Source organism: Fulvimarina uroteuthidis (assembly GCF_034321785.1).
In the GTDB taxonomy this organism is placed as follows: domain Bacteria; phylum Pseudomonadota; class Alphaproteobacteria; order Rhizobiales; family Rhizobiaceae; genus Fulvimarina; species Fulvimarina uroteuthidis.
Genome location: NZ_JAXLPB010000005.1, coordinates 61,383 through 80,828 on the forward strand (window position 1 = coordinate 61,383; position 19,446 = coordinate 80,828).

Sequence of the window (19,446 nt, forward strand, 5' to 3'; positions counted from 1 at the left end):
CGTCCAGATGCCGACACGCGACTTCGTCAGTCCCCGTCACCCTGCAGCATTCGCCAGATACCGAACCCGACCAAGGCGACGACCGGGGTCAGAAAGGCCGCAGCCTTCCGCTTGCGGGCCATCGCGAAGATCTTGGGAAGGTTGACCAGCGCGGAGGTGCCGGCGACCGAGGCGATGTCGCGTTTCATGCGATCCTGAGCCCGCTTCTCGGGCCGTCGTCTCACGACGATGGTCGTGATCCACAAGCCGACCATCACCGCGAGACACAGCCCGGACGCGATCAAAGCCGCGTTCAGTGGGCCGATCTGCGTCGCGACGTAGACAAAAAGGGCGGTGATCAGGAAGGCCAGGAGCAGAATGCCGAAAATGGCCATGATCACATAAAGGATCGCAAGACGCTTCAGCCTCGCGAAATAGATGCCCAGTTCGCCTTGAAAAATTTTCGCGAGAATGAACCACATGGCCGCTTAGTGGAAGATGCGAGCGTAGAGGTAGCCGATGGCCGCGGCGATCAGAACGCTTTTGATGGGTTCTTCGCGAATGCGGTCGCTGACCTGTTCCTCGAGGTCGTCGGCAGCTTCCTGCGCCTGCTGAAGATAGCGTTCGCCTTTGGCCTTGTACTCGTCGCGCATCGCGGCGGCCTGATTCTTGGCGTTGCTCGACCGGTTGTTCGCCATCGCCTTCAGGGATTCGGCCACACCGGACACGTCTTCCCGCAGCTTGGAGATCTGCGCTTCCAGCTCTTCCCGATCCCCGCGCTTGGCAGCGCTCGATTCGGTCGGTTTGGACGACGATCCAGACGTTGTCGTGCCGCCCGTCGAGGAAGCAGTCGGTGTGCTCGTTCCGAGCGTGGAGGATGTCGTGTCCGAGGCCATGTTTTCCCTTTCTGAGAATGCACCCACCAGAAACCCGGTGGGGTCGTGTGTTCTGCTGCTCTGCTAACCGCTCACGCCCGCGAATGTTCCCGGCGCGCGCGGTGCTCGGATCGATTTTTACCGACCTTTTTGCCCAAGGTCCGATCGGTCCGGCCAAGCGTCCCGATGATGGCGGAGGAGAGGCGCTGGCTGCGTCGACCGGAACCCCGCATCCGGGTCCGATCCGGATGGGCCGACCAGGATCACGCCGCGGGCGCGACGCCGATGATCTGGGACGTGATCGAGTCCGGCCCGTACTCGCCATCGCCGTCGATCTGGAGAATCTGTCCGATGCGCGTCCGCGCCCGCGAGACGCGGCTCTTGATCGTGCCGACGGCGCAATGGCAGATCTCAGCCGCTTCCTCATAGGAGAATCCGGAGGCGCCGATCAGGATGAGAGCCTCACGCTGGTCGTCGGGCAACATGTCGAGGGCCTTGCGGAAATCCTGGAGGTCGAGGTGACCCTGCTGCTCGGGATGGCCGGCGAGCTGCATCGCATGGATGCCATCGACATCCTGCACTTCCCGACCCTTCTTGCGCATCTGAGTATAGAACTCGTTTCGTAGGATCGTGAAAAGCCATGCCTTGAGGTTCGTCCCTGGCTGGAACGTGTGCTGCTTGTCCCACGCCTTGACCAACGTCTCCTGGACGAGATCGTCGGCCCGGTCGAACGAGCCGGCGAGCGATGCCGCGAACGCACGAAGGTTCGGTATGACCTGGATGAGTTCGCGACGAAAATCGGTTTCGACGGTCATTCACAGTCCTCATCGTCAGACTCGCGTTTTCGCTTCGCCTCGGCCTCGTCGAGCTGGTCGAGGAGAGAGAGGAAACGATCTGGAACGGGCGCGGCGGCCACGTCGTCATAATAGGCTCTCAGACGATCCCCGATCGCGTTGGGTAGTGCGAGATTCATTTGGTTCGAGTCCACTTTATCCTTGTCACCGGCACTCGGCCTGTCCCTGTCGACGTTACGTTCTTCCATGGTCGATCCTGGCATGTCTTTCATATGGTGCTTCTCGTGCGGAACATTTGCGGGGTCACCGATCATGTCGTCGTGCGCGCACGCAAAGCCGGAATGAAGTTGGGCGGATGCTCCCTTATTGCATGGAAGAAAAGAGATCTCGCTGTCATCCACATATGAGCGTCGCGCAAATGCTCAAGGGGATTCGTTTTCCGTGTTGGAATCCGACGCTTGTGCGATGTCGAATTCCCGTGTGCCACTTCACATCGCGCAACGAGGCCCCATAAATAGGCAGGACCGCAGCAATCCTCCGTTCGAGGGGCGTCGGCCTGACGGAAGCATTTCGGCCGATCGCCGTCATGCGACCGCTCAAACCTCAATTCAATCGACACGAGGGGAGTTTTCATGTCGATGTCATCCCGCATTGCACCGCATATCCCTTACCTCCGGCGCTACTCCCGGGCGCTCACTGGTTCGCAGACGAGCGGCGATGCCTATGTTGCGGCGGTCCTCGAAGCGCTGATCGCCGATCCGGACATTTTCCCGGACGACCAGTCGCCGCGGATCTCGCTGTACAAGCTGTTCTCGTCCCTGTGGCAGTCGCTCGACGTCAACATTCAGGACGATACGCAGAGCGGAGCCTGGGAAGAGAATGCGTCACGCAACCTCAAGGCCATATCTCCGTTGCCTAGGCAGGCATTTCTGCTGGTCGCCGTCGAGGGGTTCACGACGGACGAGGCCGCGGACATTCTGAGAAAGAGCGAGATGGAGTTTTCCAAGCTGATCAGCCAGGCGAGCGCCGACATCGGTCGGCAGGTCTCGACCAACATCATGATCATCGAGGACGAACCGCTGATCGCGATGGATATAGAGCAGATGGTCGAGGGCCTCGGCCATTCGGTCACCGGCGTTGCCCGGACCCACAAGGAAGCGATCAAGCTTTTCGAGCAGCAGCAGCCCGGCATGGTTCTGGCCGACATCCAGCTGGCCGACGGCAGTTCCGGCATCGACGCCGTGAACGACATTCTTTCGCATGTGTCGGTGCCCGTCATCTTCATCACCGCATTTCCGGAGCGGCTTTTGACGGGCGAGCGTCCGGAACCGACGTTCCTTGTCACGAAACCGTTCAATCCGGACATGGTGAAGGCGCTGATCAGCCAGGCCCTGTTCTTCGAGAGTGACCGCAGAGTTGCGGCGTAATGCGTGGCCCGGGACTCTTCCCGGACTTTAACAACGAGCTTTGCGATGCCAACGGTGGCATTCGTCGAAGGTCCCAGAGTTCAGGCGTGGTCTAATGCTGGCAGCTAAGGTCATGAAAGCTGTCGAGAACACGGATATGTCCGTGTTCCGACAGGACCAGGATCTTCGCTATTCGTGGGTTTGCAATCCGGGTCAAACCTGGCTGTGCGACGTTCGCGAAGGTATGTCGGATCACGATGTCCTGGCTTCATCGGCCCTGGAGAACTCGATCGAAATCAAGCGCCGGGTTCTTGCGAACGCCGAGCCCGTCCGGTTCGAGTTCCTGCATGAAAGTGCGCGCACCGTGCGCTGGTACGACATACAGCTCGATGTCGACCGGGACGAGAATGGCGAGGTGAGCGGAATTCTCGGCACGTCGATCGACATCACCGAACGCAAGCGGCGCGAGGATACGCTGAAGACGCTGCTGCGCGAATTGTCCCACCGCTCCAAGAATTTGCTCGCGATCATCCAGAGTCTGGCGAGCCAGACAGCCCGGCATTCGCTGACGGTTCCCGAATTTCTCGTCCGGTTCAGGGGCCGTATCCAGTCCTTGTCCTACTCGCAGGATATCGTCACCGACACCAACTGGCGCGGCGCGCAGCTCGACGAACTGATCAATCTCCAGGTCGAGCGCTACGCGCCGGACGGGAACCAGCAGATCAAGTCGAATGTGGCCGCGGTCTACCTTTCGCCGACCGCCTCGCTCCATGTCGGCCTTGCCCTCCACGAACTGGCCGTGAACGCCGCCTCCTACGGATCGCTCTCGGTGCCAGGGGGACAGGTCGAGATCACCACGGAGTTCGAGACCATCGAAGATCACAGGGATCTGGCTCTCATCTGGAAGGAGAGCCATGGACCGCGCGTTCGCCAGAACCGCGATCCGCGGTTCGGAACGGCGACGCTGGAGCGGATCGTTCCGAACGCCGTGGGCGGGACGGCCAAGTTGACCCACGAGCCGGACGGTGTGCTCTACCGTCTCGTCATCCCGGACGCGCAGTTCGAACTGACGAACGAGACGAGCGGCCACTGATCGGCGGCCGGACCCTGATCATCGGGTTTGTCCGCCCCGCATCCCCGCGCCGCACAATGCAGATTCCGTCTCGTCGACGTCCCGCAGCGCCAACCGGATTGTCGCTCTGCGTCGAGGCCCGCCTGGAAGCAAGGTAGGTTCGGCACCGGCCCATGCCCGATCCTATGCTTGATCCGTCCGAACGGCGGTACGGAGCGCGTCCCGCCATCTGGGCAGTGTGCAAATCGATCCGAACGGCCTTGACGAATTGAAATTTGCGTACGCGCGCCGTTTACCAACGGAACCAAGGTGATTGATCCGAGTTTAGTAAGCAACACGGAGAATCCACATGGAACATGTTGCAGCTCTCATGCTTTTGGTCGGATGTTCGGCCGACGTGACATCTTGCCGCGAAGTGCCCGTCCCAGCGCCCGCATACGAATCGATCCAGGACTGTCGCCGCGATCTCGGACTGCAGATCAAACTGGCCGATACCCGGATGCCGAAATTGTACGGTGCCTGCGAAGCCGTCGATGAAGGTGCGCTCGAACAGTCGGCGTCGCTCGAATGGTCGGTCACCCGCGACGGCAAGCTCGACATCGATATCGTACAGGACGCCGATCAGCTGGTCGCATCGCGCTGACGCGGGACCGGTTCATTCCGCGTTCAGCAAGACAATGGCTTCAGTACGCTTCGCCCGAAGTGAGGCGTCACGCGTCGTGTTGTTCAAGCATTGGTCGTCACCACCTTGGTTTGTCTGGGTTATCCCCTTCTGATTGACGTTTTGGACTGGCTGGACCACGACGAAAGGTCTATTGTAACACTCACCTGAAACGCCACTGTCCGCATTGCAGGACATCAAAGGAAAGAACCGCTTCATGAAAAAGATGCTTGCAGTCGCCGCACTGACCCTCTCGTTCGCAGCTGCGGGTTGCACGACGGAAGATCGCTACACCGGCGGCGGCGCATTGGCGGGCGGTGCCGTGGGTGCGCTTGCAGGTCAGGCCATCGGCGGCAACACCGAATCGACCCTCATCGGTGCCGCGATCGGCACGGCCGGCGGCGCCGTGGCCGGCAACGTCATCGGTCGTTCGCAGACCCGTCAGGGCTACTGCCAGTATTCCGACGGCAACGTCTATCGTTGCCCGCAGGGTTACTGAGGCCTTCAGACTTCCGCATTCAGAGAGCCGTCGGTTTCGCCGACGGCTTTTTTGTGTTTGTGATGGGTGCGATGATGAGGCGTTGGAGATGAGCGATGACGGCCGATCGTGGCCGGCCCGTTCATCGCGCACCGTGCGGCAGGGATGATTGCGATCGTGACACTCTTTTCAAGCGCCCTTTGCAGGCCCGCGGCGGTCGGGCTGGCAATTCTCGCCTGCGCCGCGGTGAGCGGCTGTTCGGGACCGGGCGGCTCTCCGGTCTTCGGCGCGGTTTTCGGCCTGGAGGATGCCAGCGTCAGACCCTACCGGCTCGGAACGATCCCGGAGCCGGAGGTTGCACAGGGCGACCGGCTCGTCGGTGCCGCGGCAAACGTGCCCGGACAATGCATCTGGCAGCGCAGCGGGTCGACACGGCGGTTCGAGGCCAACTGTCCAGAGGATTTCGCTCTCTGAAGCTGACGCCGGAGGCGGAGCCCGCTCGGTTCGGCTTATCGCCGGCCAAGGCCTGCACGAAAGCGCCAGGCCGGACCGCTCCAAAGCTAAGATTCACCATCTTCGGACCGCACTGTCACCGGGCATATTCCGGTCATGCGCGTCGAGTGGGGTCGCGGAGACGACGCGCGTCCGCTTTCGCCGAAACCGGCCATCGCGGTTCGATGGTCACGAGATAAGCATTTGCGTTCGGCCGAGGACAGCATATCTGCGTTCGCAAGAACGTGGAATCGTAGAAGGACCTGTGACCTCGTGACGGACGACATCAAGACGACGATAAGATCCATCCTCGCGGATATGAAGACGCCCGACGGGGGCGCCGACGTCGTGTCGCGCAAGATGGTCTCGGATATTTTCGTCGCGGACGGAAAGGCGTTCTTTTCCCTGACGGTTCCGGCGAAGGATGCCGAAGCGTTCGAGCCGTTCCGGGTTGAGGCGGAGCGCTATGTCGAGCAGCTCGACGGGATCACCAAGGCGATGGTGGCCCTCACCGCCGAGAAGCAGGCCGGACAACCGTCGGCCGCGCCCGCGCCGATCGAGGCGCGCCGTCAGAGTCCGCCGCCGGCCCCGCGTGGCGCCCCCGCCCGTGCGACGAAACCGGGAATTCCGAACATCGACAAGATCGTCGCGGTCGCGTCCGGCAAGGGCGGCGTCGGAAAGTCGACCACGGCGGTCAATCTGGCTCTCGGTTTTCGCGATCTCGGCCTGAAGGTCGGGATTCTCGACGCGGACATCTACGGGCCATCCATGCCGCGCCTGCTGAGCCTGACGGATCGCAAGCCGGAATCGGCGGGCGGTCGGCTTTTGAAACCTCTGGAGGCTTACGGGATCAAGGTCATGTCGATCGGCCTTCTGGTTTCCGAGGAAACCGCGATGGTCTGGCGCGGTCCGATGGTGGTATCGGCCCTCAACCAGATGATGCGGGAGGTCGAATGGGGCCATCTCGACATTCTGGTCGTCGACATGCCGCCCGGCACGGGCGACGCGCAGCTGACCATGGCCCAGCAGGTGCCGCTCGCCGGTGCGGTCATCGTCTCCACGCCGCAGGATCTTTCCCTGATCGACGCGCGCCGCGGAATCACCATGTTCCGCAAGGTGGACGTGCCCATTCTGGGTATCGTCGAAAACATGAGCTACTTCATCGCGCCCGATACGGGGACGCGCTACGAGATCTTCGGGCATGGCGGCGCTGAGGCTGAAGCGGCCAAGCAGGATGTCCCGTTCCTCGGCGCAATGCCCCTCGACATGCACATCCGGGTCCGGTCGGACGAGGGCGTTCCGATCGTCCAGGCGGAACCGGACGGGCCACACGCCGAACTCTATCGGGACATGGCGGCGCGTGCGCTCGCCGGTCTGGAAAAGGATACCCAGCACACGACGTCTCCGACGATCGTCTTCGACTGAGTGTCGAAAGCTTCGCCTCTTGCGCCGTCGTTAAAAAACATATCGGATAAGCGGAACGGAAGCGGGGCACGGAACCCTGCTTTCGATTCCCGACAAGAGGTAATTCGTCACATGAAACTGATGACCCGGCTTCTCGCCGCCACGGCACTGACACTCGCGCTCGGTTCCGCCGCCTCCGCCAAGACCCTCGTCTACTGTTCGGAAAGCTCTCCCGAAGGGTTCGACCCGGCGCTCTATACGGCCGGTACGACCTTCGACGCTTCGTCGCGGACGGTGTACAATCGTCTCGTCGAGTTCAAGCACGGGTCGACAGAGACCGAGCCGGGCCTGGCCGAATCCTGGGAGATTTCCGAGGATGGCACGGAATACACGTTCAAGCTGCGTCCGGGCGTCAAGTTCCAGACGACCGACTTCTTCACGCCGACGCGCGACCTGAACGCGGACGACGTCATCTACTCCTTCGAACGCCAGTTGAACGCCGACCATCCCTGGAATCAGTATGTTGCGGGCGCCAGCTGGGAATACGCCTCCAGCATGGGCTTCCCGGACCTGATCGAATCGATCGAGAAGGTCGACGACATGACGGTCAAGTTCGTCCTGTCCCAGCCGGAGGCGCCGTTCCTCGCGGATCTCGCGATGGACTTCTCCTCCATCATGTCGAAGGAATATGCCGACAAGCTCGAAGCCGACGGCACCATGGAACTGCTCAATCAGCAGCCGCTCGGCACCGGCCCGTTCCAGTTCGTCGCCTATCAGCCGGACGCCGTCATTCGCTACAAGGCCCATCCGGATTACTGGGCCGGCAAGCAGCCGCTCGATGACCTGATCTTCGCCATCACGACGGAAGCTTCGGTGCGCGCGCAGAAGCTGGCCGCGAACGAATGCCAGATCATGCCCTATCCCAACGCCGCCGATGTCGAAGCGATGAAGGCCAACGATGAGTTGACCGTGATGGAGCAGGAGGGTCTCAACGTCGCCTATATGGCGTACAACACGACCCAGGCACCCTTCGATCAGGTCGAGGTGCGCAAGGCCCTCAACATGGCGATCAACAAGCAGGCCATCATCGACGCGGTCTTCCAGGGCGCGGCGGTCCCCGCGAAGAACCCGATCCCGCCGACGATGTGGTCCTATAATGATGCGATCGAGGACGATCCCTACGATCCCGAGGCTTCGAGGAAGATGCTCGAGGAAGCCGGGGTCGAGGACCTGTCCATGAAGATCTGGGCCATGCCGGTCTCGCGGCCTTACATGCTGAACGCGCGCCGGGCGGCCGAACTGATGCAGTCGGACCTCCGGAAGGTCGGCGTGAACGCCGAGATCGTCTCCTATGAATGGGGCGAATATCTCGAGAAGTCGAAGGCGAAGGATCGCGACGGCGCCGCCATGCTGGGTTGGACCGGCGACAATGGCGACCCGGACAACTTCCTTGATACGCTTCTCGGTTGCGACGGGGTCGGCGGCAACAACCGCGCCCAATGGTGCAACGAGGAATTCGACAAGCTCGTGACGCAGGCCAAGACCACCTCCGATCAGGCGGAGCGCACGAAGCTCTACGAGCAGGCGCAGGTGATCTTCAAAGAGGAAGCGCCCTGGCTGACGATCGACCATTCGACGGTCGTGATGCCGATGCGCAATACGGTGAAGGGCTTCGTCCAGGATCCGCTCGGCTATCACCGCTTCGACGATGTCGACATCGCCGAGTGATATTGATCCAAAGGATCGAACTGATCTAAGGGATTGATATGACAGCGGACGGAACGTCATGTTTCGTCCGCTGCTTCGTTGAACCGGAGCAAGGCCGCACGCCGGTCATTCGTCCATTCGAAGCCCTTTGCCAAAGACGATCGATTCCGCGCATGCTGCGATTCTTCCTGTCACGCATTCTCGTTCTCGTGCCGACGTTCATCGGCGTCGCGATCGTTGCGTTTTCCTTCATCCGCCTGCTGCCCGGCGATCCCGTCGCGATGATGGCCGGCGAGCGGGTGATGGACCCCGAGCGCCATGCCGCGATCATGGCGCAGCTCGGCTACGACCAGCCCATCGTCTTCCAGTTCTTCGATTATCTGATAGGGCTGTTCTCCGGTGATTTCGGTACGTCGATCGTGACGAAGCGCGGGGTCGCGGGCGAGTTCTTCACGCTGTTCCCGGCAACGCTCGAACTGTCCCTGACCGCCATCACCATCGCGGTTCTCCTCGGTGTGCCGGCGGGCGTCTTCGCCGCGGTCAAACGCGGCTCCTGGTTCGACCAGATCACCATGGGGACCGCGCTCGTCGGCTACTCCATGCCGATCTTCTGGTGGGGTCTGCTGCTGATCATCCTGTTCTCCGGCATACTTCAATGGACGCCGGTGTCCGGGCGGATCGATCTGCTCTACTATTTTCCCGCGACGACCGGCTTCATGTTGATCGACAGCCTGCTCTCGGGGCAGGAGGGCGCGTTCAAGTCGGCCGTCTCCCATCTCGTCCTGCCCTCGATCGTGCTCGCCACCATTCCCCTGGCGGTCATCGCGCGGCAGACGCGCTCGGCTATGCTCGAGGTTCTGAGCGAGGACTATGTCCGCACCGCCCGTGCCAAGGGCCTGGCGCCGCGCCGGGTCATCGGCGTCCATGCCCTGCGCAACGCGCTGATCCCCGTAATCACCACGATCGGTCTCCAGATCGGTGTGCTGATGGCGGGCGCCATTCTCACCGAAACGATCTTTTCCTGGCCCGGGATCGGAAAATGGATGGTGGATAGCGTCTTCCGCCGGGACTATCCCGTCGTCCAGGGCGGGCTCCTCTTGATCGCCCTGGTCATCATGTTCGTCAATCTGATCGTCGATCTGCTCTACGGCGTCGTCAATCCGCGCGTTCGCGCGCGCTAGAAAGGGCTGGTGCGATGAGTCATGTCGAAGCCCAGGAAAGCGGCGAGGGGGTCGGCGCAGGCGTGCGCGACCGCGAGCCGGAAAAATCCGTCCGCACGCAGCGGCTTTCGGAGTTCTGGTTCTACTTCTCGGAGAACAAGGGCGCCGTCGTCGGCCTCGTCGTGTTCGCGATCGTCGTCCTCGTCGCGCTCACAGCACCGCTGATCGCGCCGCACTCGGCGATCCTGCAGAACCGGGACGCGCTCCTCTTGCCGCCCGCCTGGCAGGAGGGTGGCCAGTGGACCTATTTTCTCGGCACCGACGCCGTCGGGCGCGACGTCCTGTCCCGCATCATCTACGGATCGCAATATTCGCTGTTCATCGGCGTCGTCGTCGTCATCGTCGCCGTTTCCGCAGGCATCTCGATCGGGTTGATCGCAGGATATGTCGGCGGTTGGGTGGATACGGTCATCATGCGGATGATGGACATCATCCTCGCCTTCCCCTCCTTGCTGCTGGCGTTGGTGCTGGTCGCCGTGCTGGGCCCCGGCCTCACCAATGCGATGATCGCCATCGCACTCGTGCTGCAACCGCATTTCGTCCGTCTGACACGCGCTTCCGTGATGGCCGAGAAGCAGCGGGAATATGTGACCGCCGCGCGCGTGGTGGGCGCCGGCCCGATCCGGTTGATGGTCGTGACGATCCTTCCCAACTGCCTCGGCCCCTTGATCGTCCAGGCGACGCTCTCCTTCTCCAACGCCATTCTCGATGCGGCCGCTCTCGGCTTCCTCGGCATGGGCGCACAGCCGCCGACGCCGGAATGGGGCACGATGCTGGCCGAAGCCCGCGAGTTCATCCTGCGCGCCTGGTGGGTCGTGACCTTTCCCGGTCTCGCCATCCTCATCACGGTGCTCGCCATCAATCTCATCGGCGACGGTCTGCGCGATGCGCTCGACCCGAAAATGAAGCGGAGTTGAGAACCGGATGACGCTTCTGACCATCCGCAACCTGTCCGTCACGTTCGACACCGCGTCTGGACCCTTCAAGGCCGTCGACGGCTTCGATCTCGTGGTCGAGGCGGGCGAGATCCTCGGCATCGTCGGAGAATCGGGGTCCGGCAAGTCCGTCGCCATGCTGGGACTGATGGGGCTTTTGCCGCCCTCGGCCACCGTGACGGCCGATGCGCTCGCCTTCGAGGGCCACGACATGCGGGCGATCGGCGCGCGTGAACGGCGCAGGCTGATCGGCGCCGAAATGTCGATGATCTTTCAGGAGCCGATGAGTTCGCTCAATCCGTGCTTCACGGTCGGCTACCAGATCAAGGAAAGCCTGCGGATTCATCTGGGCCTTGACCGGAAAGCCCGCCACAGAAGGGCGATCGAGCTTCTTGAGCAGGTGGGATTGCCCGAGCCCGAGCGTCGCCTCTCGGCCTTCCCGCACCAGCTCTCGGGCGGCATGAGCCAGCGCGTCATGATCGCGATGGCGACTGCCTGCCATCCGAAGCTTCTGATCGCGGACGAGCCGACGACGGCGCTCGACGTGACGATCCAGGCGCAGATCCTCGACCTTCTCGTGGATCTCCAGAAGGATCACAAGATGGCGATGATCCTGATCACCCACGACATGGGCGTCGTTGCCGAAACCGCGCACCGGGTGGTGGTGCAGTATGCCGGCCAGCAGGTGGAACGCCAGTCCGTCGAAACCCTGTTCGTCGAGCCGCATCACCCCTACACGTCGGCGCTTCTGTCGGCGATCCCGGAGCGGGCGACCGGCGACCGGTTGCCGACCATTCCGGGCGTCGTGCCGGGGCAGGGCGACCGGCCGAACGGATGCCTGTTCAATCCCCGCTGCGACCGCACGGACGACATTTGCCGCACGGTCGTACCGCCGCACCAGAGCGCCGCGCTCGGCGAAGCGCTGTGCCACTATCCCCTGAATACCGCCGGAAAAGCCGCATGAGCGTGATCGTATCGGCCGACAATCTCAGCCAAGTCTACGAAGTCCGGCGCGGCCTCTTTGCCAAGCCGCTCGGACTGAAGGCCGTGAAGGAGGCGAGTTTCACCGTCGAGGAGGGCGAGACCCTCGCGATCGTCGGCGAATCGGGCTGCGGGAAATCGACGCTGGCGCGCATCTTGACCATGATCGAGGAGCCGACCGAGGGCGAACTGATCATCGATGGCGTCTCGATATCCGCCGGCCATTCGGAGGGCGCGAAACGCCTGCGCTCGACGGTGCAGATCGTCTTCCAGAACCCCTATGGCGCGCTCAATCCGCGCCAGAAGGTGGGGGCGATCATCACCGAGCCCTTGAAGATCAATACGAGCCTTTCGGGCCAACAGCGCCGCGAGAAGGCCGAGGCGATGCTGAGCCAGGTCGGGCTGCGGCCCGAACACTACAATCGCTATCCGCACATGTTTTCCGGCGGCCAGCGCCAGCGGATCGCGATCGCCCGCGCGCTGATCCTCGATCCGAAGATCCTGGTTCTCGACGAACCGGTCTCGGCCCTCGACGTCTCGATCCAGGCCGCCGTCCTCAATCTTCTGGCCGATCTCCAGGATGGGCTGAAACTCACCTACATCTTCATCAGCCACGATCTGTCCGTGGTCCGGCATGTGGCGGACCGAGTGCTGGTCATGTATCTCGGCCGCCCGGTGGAGATCGCGCCCAAGGAAGCGCTCTATGCCGGCCCCAGGCACCCCTATACGAAGGCGCTTCTTTCCGCGACGCCGGCCACGAACCCGAACGAGCGCGGCGAACGAATCCGGCTAAGCGGCGAACTCCCGTCGCCGTTCGATCCGCCGCCGGGATGTTCGTTCAATCCGCGCTGCCCCTACGCCAACGAGCGGTGCCGCACGGAGCGGCCGCTTCTGACGGAGCACGGTCCGACGAAAGTCGCGTGTTTCGCCGTGGAGGAAGGACGGATCTGAACCGTCCGCGTCGGACCGGTTCGCGAAGGGCATTCTGGCGCACTTGCAGCCATCCCGATCGGCCCTCTCTTCGAACGCGACAGCTTTCGATGACGAGGACCCTTCATGCAGATCACACGGCCGCTTCACGACCGCATCGCGCTCGCGTTCGATTTCGACAAGACGCTGGCGGAGTCCTCCCTCGACGTCATCGTCGCGGCGATGGGCCTCGACGTCGACGAATGGCATCGGCGCTACCGGGAACCTCTGGATTCGAACACCTGGGATTCGATCAACGCCCGCGCCTATGCCCTGATCGAGGCGGGCCGCGACAACGGACGCCCGCTCACCCGTGACACGTTGCGGGACGCAGGCCGAACGATCCGTCTCTACGACGAAGTCACGCTGATGCCCGACCGGATCCGGGCCGCCGCGCGCGAGATCGCGCCCGGGGTCGAGGTGGATTTCACCGTCATCTCGTCGGGCTATGTCGACCTCATCGAGCACACCGCGATCAAGGACTGCTTCGATCGCATCTGGGGCTCGTCCCTGCACTTCGACGACAGGGGCGAAGCCGTCTTCATCAAGCGCGGGCTGACCCATCCGGAAAAGGCGCGTTACATGCAGGCCCTGTCCAAGGGGCTCAGCATCAAGGGATCCAACGCACCCGAATCGACGACGAAGGCGGTTGCGGACGAGGATCTCGCCGTGCCGCCGAACCAGATGATCTTCGTCGGCGACGGCGCGTCCGATCTCCAGGCCTTCCAATATGTCGAGACGAACAGCGGGTTCGCCATCGCGGTTCGCCAGAACGGCGGGTTTGCCGGCGCCAAGACCATGCATGCCGACCAGCGGCCGAGCAATCTCGCGCCGCCGAGCTACGCGCAGGGCGGCGAGATGCTCAAGTCGCTGATCCATGCCGTTCAATCCATCGCATCCCGCATCGCCTTGACGCGCCTGGGGGAAAAGGACGCGTAGCCGCCGGAGGGCGGCACCGTTGCCAGTGCGGGTAGGATTTTTGTCGTCTTTCGGGTGTGGGTCCGTTGGGGGCGGACGGCCTATGTTGGTGGCAGGGCGCTTTGACCACGCGTGTCGAAGGACGAACGGCGGTTCGGATCGGCCGGTCGAAACAGCATGATGAAACGAATGGGAGGAGCCAAACAATGAATGCACCAGTGTTTCCGGAACTGAAGATCCCGAACACCATCGCCGCAGGTCCTGGGCCCGGTAATACGTCGCAGCGCGTTCTCGATGCGTTTTATCACCAGGGCGTTGCGGACCATATGAACCCGAACGTGCTTCGCGGCATGATCGAAGCCAAGAAGATGCTTCGCGAGATCTGGGGCACCAACAATGTCCATACGTTCGGCGTCGCCGGCACGGGCTGGTCCGCGCTCGACATGATGTTCAGCGTCGTCCATCCGGGCGAGAAGATCGTTCTCTTCGTCAACGGGACGTTCTCCGGGATCGACGAATTGTCGGTCCGCATGAAGGGCGCGACGGAGGAGGAGTTGCGCGCCAACTCCACCGATCCGAAGGCCGCCTCGGTCATCACGGTCAAGGTGCCGCATGGCCAGTCCGTCACCGGCGAAATCGTCGCCGAGGCGCTGGCCGAGCACAAGCCGAAATGGGCCGCGATGGCTCACTGGGAGACCGGTTCCGGCCGCATCAACGACATCAAGGGCTTCAGCGATGCCTGCGTCGAGCATGGCGTGATGGGTCTCGTGGATGCCGTCTCCTCCCTCGGCATCGAAGAGTTCCGCGCCGACGATTTCCCGGGCATTCACGGCTGGGCCTCCTGTCCGCAAAAGGGCGTCATGGCGCTGCCCTTGACCTATGCGCCGGTGACCTTTTCCGACCAGTACATCGAAGAGTTGAAGAAGGTCGGGGCGCGTTCCTTCGTCCACCATCCGATCATGGAAGCCCGCCACTGGGCGATCGTCGATGGTCAGGACGTCGAGAAGGGCAGCTATCACCGCACGCATTCGCCCTATGCGGTCGCCTCGTTCCACGAAGCGCTGCGAATGGTGCTCGAAGACGGCATGCTGCAGCGGGCCGAGCATTACCGCAAGGCCGAGAAGGCCCTGAGGGCGGCGCTGGTCAAGATGGGTTGCAACGTCACGTCCAACATGACGAGCCTGCTCGTCCTCGACCTGCCGGAGAAGCTGCGCGGCCAGGAAAAGGATTTCGTCAACACGTGCCGCGAAGAGCAGTTCTGCATCTGGCCGACCTTGTCCGAGCCCGTCCAGATCCGCGTCGGCATCCTCAATCTCCTGAAGGAGAGCGAACTGACCGAGATCGTGACGCGCTTCGGCGATATGCTGAACCGTTACGACCACAAGACCGATGTCGACGCAGCCGTCGCCGAACTGAAGAGCAACCTGAAGTAAGCAGCGCGACAAAACGAGATATGACGAGAGCCGGCGTCCCTCGGGGGCGCCGGCTTCGTGCGTTCCACGGGTGGAGGTCGCCGGGGACGGTCGGCGACGACCCTCAGCCGATGATCGCGTGCGGCACGAAGCGCGAGAGATTGCGCGTGATCCGGCTCCGGTCTTCGCGCATGCCGAGGCCGCAGGCGGTGTTGCCGACGATCCAGGTGCCGAGGACCGCGTGGTTTCCCTCGCTTTCGAACAGCTTCGTCATCTCCTGGACGATGAAACCGCCGTCGCCATAATCGCCGTCCGACCGTTCGGTGACGAGACCGGCCTCGATGAAGGTCACGTTCTCGCCCTCGCGCGAATGAAGCGGCTTGCGCACCGCGTTCTGCAACGCGTCGGCGCGCGGATCATCGGAGAAGAAGGCGGGCAGAAGGTTCGGGTGGCCGGGAAACCGGTCCCACAGGAGCGGAAGGAGACCCTTGTTGGACAGGATCGTCTTCCATGGCGGCTCGACGAACTGGGTGCCCGAGCGGCCGAGATGCTCGGCGAACGGTTCGCGCAGCATGTCCTCCCACGGGTAGAGCTTGAAGCAGAGTTCGATCGTCCGGTCCTGCAGATCGGTGAAGCGTTCTTCCGCATCGATGCCGATCTCGCGAATGTCGAGAAGTTCGGTGCGGTGGCCGGCCTGGATGGCGCAGTCCATCAGATAGGCGGCCGTTCCCCGGTCCTCGTCGCTTTCGGTATAGGCGGCGAAGTGGAAGATCGGCTCGTTGGAAAAGGCGCGAAACGCCTCGACCAACGTTTCCTGGATGGTATTGAACTGGTCGGCGTCTTCCGGAAGCGAGCCGAGCGCGATGTTGTCGGTGAGCCAGTTGTACTGGAAATAGGCCGATTCGAAGATCGAGGTCGGCGTGTCCGCATTGTATTCGAGAAGCTTGGCCGGTCCCGTGCCGTCATAGGCGAGGTCGAAACGGCCGTAGAGGTGGCGCTCCTCGGTCTCGAACGAGGTCCGGACGAGTTCCTGCATCGGCTCGGGGATGGCAAGCTTCGTCATCATCGCCGGATCGCGGATGACGTCGGCGGCGACTTCCATGCACATGACGTGCAGTTCGGCGCTCGGATCCTCGATCGCCTCCGCGATCTCGGCCAGCGAGAACACATAGGCCGCATCGTCGAGCCAGTAGGGTTCGCCATACATTTCGTGAAAGCCGAAGCCGACGGCCTCGGCTTTCGCGCGCCAGTCCTCACGTTCGGGAAGGGTGATCCTTTTCAATCGATCATCCGCCGAAGAAGCCGCCGCGCGAGGTCGAGCGCCCACCGAAGCCCGAGCGCGAGACGGTGCGCGTGTTGACGTTCACCGGACGCGAGATCCGCTGCCCGTCCCGAACGGCGCTCGTCACGGTCTGCCCGGCGCGATTGGTGTAGATCGGCGAGGAATAGTTGTACGAAGGCGACGAACGATAGTTCCGGTACGCGGCGTAGCTCGCCAGATTGCCGATCGCGGAAGAGACGAGATAGCCCGTCATGAACGGGATGAAGAACGATCCGCTTCCGCCATTGTTGGCCCCCTGCTGGTCGGCGACCTGCCCCGCATCGAGGCAGCGGCCTTCGCCATATTCGGCTTCGCAGGCTGCCTGGCCGTCGAAACGCGGGGCGTTCGACAGGTGCTGCTGCAGGGCCTGCTGGTACTCCGCCTCGCAGATTTCCAGATCGACGCCCGACGAGGCGCATTCCGTGGGGGTGTTGAACACGGCGTCAGTCGCCGGTTCCTCTCCGCAGCCCGAGAGCACTAGGCCGGTCGCGGCGATCGTGCCGAGGGCGAGGAGAGGGGGATGTGAGCCGATCTTGCGCTTGCGCATCTTCAATCCTCTTTTAGTAGGTCATGCAAGCCGCGTTGAGCAGGCCGATGGCGATGGAATTGCCGGCGCTCCACACGCCTGCGGCCAGCTCGCCCCTGGTGATCCGCTCGTGCAGCTTGGTCATGGTCAGCGATGCGACGAAGAAGGCGAGAATTTGCGCCAGGACGCCGACGATGGCCCAGATGATGAAATCGACGATCGCGACCGAGTTCTCGGCCGCCGAGGAGAGCACGATCCCGAAGCCGATGATCGCGCCGAGATAGGCGAGGATCGCCGCCATGTTGCCCTCGCGGATGAGGGTGATCTCCTTGTGCGGGGTCAGGGCCGTGTAGACGGCGGCAAACAAGCCGTAGAGAACCAGGCCAAGAATGAAATAGGCCAGGAAACTGGGCAGGCCCGCAACGTAACCGAACATCGTCTCTCCAGTGCTTTCACGGTCGCCGCGCATCCGTGGCGCGCGCGATCCTCATTGTCTCGTTTCAAACGCGTCTCACATCGGCGGCGCCAAGACCATAGCCGAGCAGAAATTCGATCGAGCCACCTTGGCGGGCCGAGCCGGCGGAGAGCTCGCGCTCGACATTGATCAGCAGCATCTCGCGCGTCCGCCCGAGCGGACGCGAATAGAGCATGCAGGTCTGGTGGATCGCGCGCTTCTGCCGGCCGTCGTCGATGTCCTCGACGAACTCGACGAGATCGGCGCGTTCCTCGCCCTCGCCCCAGAACCGGTCGAACACGACGCCGTCGGCATCGTAGCGGGCCTCGCCGACCATGCCGCTCGCGCCCACCCAGCGGTCCCACTCGCTTTGTCCGGCGGGAACGACGCTGTCCCACGGATGGTAGATGCTGATATCGTCGATCGCATCGCCGAAGCGGCCGCTGGCGGACAGGACCTGCAGCAGCCGGTCGTCATCGTCATAGTAGCGCGACAGCACCGTGTTCGCATCGAGCCGCGCCTCGCCATAGGCCACGCAGACGAAGGTCCCGCCATGCGGGAGCGCCATGCCCGGCTGCGACGCGGACGCGTCGGCTTCCAGGGACAGGAGATCGAGCTCCAGGGCACCGCCGATCGGGATGCCCAGGGGGCCGACTTCGGCCGGCAGTTCCGTCTCGGGGGTCTTCTTGCCGAACAGGGAAAAGATCATCGTCCGCCGCCTTCCATCGCGTTCCAGTCGATCGACCCGGCATCGAGCCTATGGTCGCTGATATAGTAGATCGTGTCACCGAAGCCGATCGCCGCATCGTCCGGGCAGTTGAGATCCACCTTGCCGTTGCGGCCGATCCCCACGAGGGTCGCGTTGCACCGGGCCCGAAGGCCGATCAACGCTTTGCCGTAGCTGAGCGGCGCGAGGCCTTCCGGCATGTCCATGGAAAAGGCCGTGTCGGCGGTGCCGGCCGACAGCAGCAGCTTGGCGACCTGCGACGAGCCGGGGTCGCGAGCGGCGCGCACCAGCAACTCGGGCGAGAGCGAGGTGATCGTCTCGATCTTCGAGGCCTGCCTTGCGGCGATGTCCGCGGTGCGCTGAAATTCGAAATGGGCCACCACGTGGGCGGCGGGATTGAGCGTGGCGGCGACGAGCGCCGCGGCCAGCGTCTCGTCGTCGTTCTCGCCGCGCACGATCACGCCGCGCGCGCCCATGATGCCGCCGCGCTCGAGCGCCTCCGGGTCGGCCAGGCGTTCGGACCTGACGAAATCGATCGTCTCCGACATCGGGTTTTCCTCGAGGCTGCGGGCAAGCAGCACAGGCAGGGGCTCGGCGTCCGTCCGCTCGCTCGCCAGCATGGTCATGAGCTGGCGCGTCATGCCCTCCTGCCAGCCCAGCACAAGCATGTGGCCGGTTCTCGCGGAATAATCGCCCGCACCCTGCATTCGTTTCCTCCAGACCCCGCTTATGCCCGTCAGCAGCTTTCCGAGGACCGCCGTGAAGATCGCGATCGCCCCCGGGATGACGAAGAATGTCGCCAGCATGCGGCCGGGCATTCCGCCGGGCGACAGGTCACCGTAACCGACGGTCGTCGCGGTCACACCGTAATAGTAGATGTAGGTGAAAACGTCACCGGTAAGACCGGTCTCTCCCGCAAGACGCAGAAGGCCGTAGGACAAAGCCAGATGGGCGATGAAGAGGAACAGAACCGCGGCCCATGTGAGTTCTGCGAGCGCCACATAGGCGTGTCGCGCAAACTTCATGAAAAGCGGCATCTCGTTTCCTTTGGTGCGCCACCCCATCTTGCCCGGAGCGGCTCTTCCGGGGCTGCGGCGTCCGTTTTCTGCGGGCCT

At 63.0% G+C, this 19,446-nt stretch carries 22 protein-coding genes; 13 read left to right on the top strand and 9 right to left on the bottom strand.

Features of this window, described 5'->3' with window-relative positions; translation table 11 throughout:
• Window positions 1–26 precede the first annotated feature (26 nt).
• From U0C82_RS14585 to U0C82_RS14600, 4 genes are all read right to left on the bottom strand, one after another.
• Window positions 27–461, bottom strand: coding sequence for a hypothetical protein (locus U0C82_RS14585; RefSeq protein ID WP_322187927.1), 435 nt, complete (start codon window positions 459–461; stop codon window positions 27–29).
• Window positions 462–467: 6 nt separating this feature from the next.
• Complete coding sequence (locus U0C82_RS14590; protein ID WP_322187928.1) at window positions 468–875, bottom strand: ElaB/YgaM/YqjD family protein; 408 nt, start codon at window positions 873–875, stop codon at window positions 468–470.
• A 242-nt stretch (window positions 876–1,117) separates the two neighbouring features.
• The gene (locus U0C82_RS14595; RefSeq protein ID WP_322187930.1) at window positions 1,118–1,669 is read right to left on the bottom strand and encodes a sigma-70 family RNA polymerase sigma factor; all 552 of its coding nucleotides are present in this window, start codon (window positions 1,667–1,669) and stop codon (window positions 1,118–1,120) included.
• Window positions 1,666–1,962 (bottom strand): NepR family anti-sigma factor, encoded by a 297-nt coding sequence (locus U0C82_RS14600; RefSeq protein WP_322187932.1) that lies wholly within the window; start codon window positions 1,960–1,962, stop codon window positions 1,666–1,668. Before U0C82_RS14600 ends, U0C82_RS14595 begins: the two co-directional genes overlap by 4 nt.
• 318 nt (window positions 1,963–2,280) lie before the next feature.
• Here U0C82_RS14600 and U0C82_RS14605 point away from each other — a divergent pair, with 318 nt between their 5' ends.
• The 13 genes from U0C82_RS14605 (at window position 2,281) to U0C82_RS14665 (ending at window position 15,324) form a co-directional block, all read left to right on the top strand.
• Window positions 2,281–3,075 carry a response regulator gene (locus U0C82_RS14605; RefSeq protein ID WP_322187933.1) on the top strand — a complete coding sequence of 265 codons (795 nt, stop codon included), beginning with the start codon at window positions 2,281–2,283 and terminating at the stop codon, window positions 3,073–3,075.
• A 136-nt stretch (window positions 3,076–3,211) separates the two neighbouring features.
• Window positions 3,212–4,147 (top strand): HWE histidine kinase domain-containing protein, encoded by a 936-nt coding sequence (locus U0C82_RS14610; RefSeq protein WP_322187935.1) that lies wholly within the window; start codon window positions 3,212–3,214, stop codon window positions 4,145–4,147.
• A 478-nt stretch (window positions 4,148–4,625) separates the two neighbouring features.
• Window positions 4,626–4,769 carry a hypothetical protein gene (locus U0C82_RS14615; RefSeq protein WP_322187937.1) on the top strand — a complete coding sequence of 48 codons (144 nt, stop codon included), beginning with the start codon at window positions 4,626–4,628 and terminating at the stop codon, window positions 4,767–4,769.
• A gap of 235 nt (window positions 4,770–5,004) precedes the next feature.
• Window positions 5,005–5,286, top strand: a complete 282-nt coding sequence (locus U0C82_RS14620) for a glycine zipper 2TM domain-containing protein (RefSeq protein ID WP_322187939.1) — start codon at window positions 5,005–5,007, stop codon at window positions 5,284–5,286.
• Window positions 5,287–5,442: 156 nt separating this feature from the next.
• Window positions 5,443–5,739 (top strand): hypothetical protein, encoded by a 297-nt coding sequence (locus U0C82_RS14625; protein WP_322187941.1) that lies wholly within the window; start codon window positions 5,443–5,445, stop codon window positions 5,737–5,739.
• 291 nt (window positions 5,740–6,030) lie between these two features.
• The gene (locus tag U0C82_RS14630; protein WP_322187943.1) at window positions 6,031–7,182 is read left to right on the top strand and encodes an Mrp/NBP35 family ATP-binding protein; all 1,152 of its coding nucleotides are present in this window, start codon (window positions 6,031–6,033) and stop codon (window positions 7,180–7,182) included.
• Between the two features lie 111 nt (window positions 7,183–7,293).
• Window positions 7,294–8,889, top strand: a complete 1,596-nt coding sequence (locus tag U0C82_RS14635; RefSeq protein WP_322187945.1) for an ABC transporter substrate-binding protein — start codon at window positions 7,294–7,296, stop codon at window positions 8,887–8,889.
• Between the two features lie 152 nt (window positions 8,890–9,041).
• The gene (locus U0C82_RS14640; protein ID WP_322187947.1) at window positions 9,042–10,049 is read left to right on the top strand and encodes an ABC transporter permease subunit; all 1,008 of its coding nucleotides are present in this window, start codon (window positions 9,042–9,044) and stop codon (window positions 10,047–10,049) included.
• A gap of 14 nt (window positions 10,050–10,063) precedes the next feature.
• Window positions 10,064–11,005: an ABC transporter permease subunit gene (locus U0C82_RS14645; protein WP_322187949.1), complete on the top strand. Its 942-nt coding sequence runs from the start codon at window positions 10,064–10,066 to the stop codon at window positions 11,003–11,005.
• Window positions 11,006–11,012: 7 nt separating this feature from the next.
• Complete coding sequence (locus tag U0C82_RS14650) at window positions 11,013–11,987, top strand: ABC transporter ATP-binding protein (protein WP_322187951.1); 975 nt, start codon at window positions 11,013–11,015, stop codon at window positions 11,985–11,987.
• On the top strand, window positions 11,984–12,955 hold the full coding sequence (locus U0C82_RS14655; RefSeq protein WP_322187953.1) for a dipeptide ABC transporter ATP-binding protein: 972 nt from the start codon (window positions 11,984–11,986) through the stop codon (window positions 12,953–12,955). Before U0C82_RS14650 ends, U0C82_RS14655 begins: the two co-directional genes overlap by 4 nt.
• Window positions 12,956–13,060: 105 nt before the next feature.
• Window positions 13,061–13,912: a haloacid dehalogenase-like hydrolase gene (locus tag U0C82_RS14660; RefSeq protein ID WP_322187955.1), complete on the top strand. Its 852-nt coding sequence runs from the start codon at window positions 13,061–13,063 to the stop codon at window positions 13,910–13,912.
• A 185-nt stretch (window positions 13,913–14,097) separates the two neighbouring features.
• Window positions 14,098–15,324, top strand: a complete 1,227-nt coding sequence (locus U0C82_RS14665) for a pyridoxal-phosphate-dependent aminotransferase family protein (RefSeq protein ID WP_322187957.1) — start codon at window positions 14,098–14,100, stop codon at window positions 15,322–15,324.
• 103 nt (window positions 15,325–15,427) lie between these two features.
• Here U0C82_RS14665 and U0C82_RS14670 read toward each other — a convergent pair whose 3' ends face one another.
• The 5 genes from U0C82_RS14670 to U0C82_RS14690 all read right to left on the bottom strand — a co-directional run bounded on the left by U0C82_RS14670 (window position 15,428) and on the right by U0C82_RS14690 (window position 19,368).
• Complete coding sequence (locus tag U0C82_RS14670) at window positions 15,428–16,585, bottom strand: glutathionylspermidine synthase family protein (RefSeq protein ID WP_322187958.1); 1,158 nt, start codon at window positions 16,583–16,585, stop codon at window positions 15,428–15,430.
• Window positions 16,586–16,589: 4 nt separating this feature from the next.
• On the bottom strand, window positions 16,590–17,171 hold the full coding sequence (locus U0C82_RS14675) for a DUF1190 domain-containing protein (RefSeq protein ID WP_322187960.1): 582 nt from the start codon (window positions 17,169–17,171) through the stop codon (window positions 16,590–16,592).
• Between the two features lie 13 nt (window positions 17,172–17,184).
• Window positions 17,185–17,586, bottom strand: a complete 402-nt coding sequence (locus U0C82_RS14680; RefSeq protein WP_322187962.1) for a DUF350 domain-containing protein — start codon at window positions 17,584–17,586, stop codon at window positions 17,185–17,187.
• Between the two features lie 64 nt (window positions 17,587–17,650).
• On the bottom strand, window positions 17,651–18,313 hold the full coding sequence (locus U0C82_RS14685) for a DUF2491 family protein (RefSeq protein WP_322187964.1): 663 nt from the start codon (window positions 18,311–18,313) through the stop codon (window positions 17,651–17,653).
• Entirely contained in the window at window positions 18,310–19,368 is a 1,059-nt protein-coding gene (locus U0C82_RS14690; RefSeq protein WP_416186695.1) for a potassium channel family protein, read from the bottom strand. The genes U0C82_RS14685 and U0C82_RS14690 overlap by 4 nt, the downstream gene beginning before the upstream one ends.
• Between the last annotated feature and the right edge of the window lie 78 nt (window positions 19,369–19,446).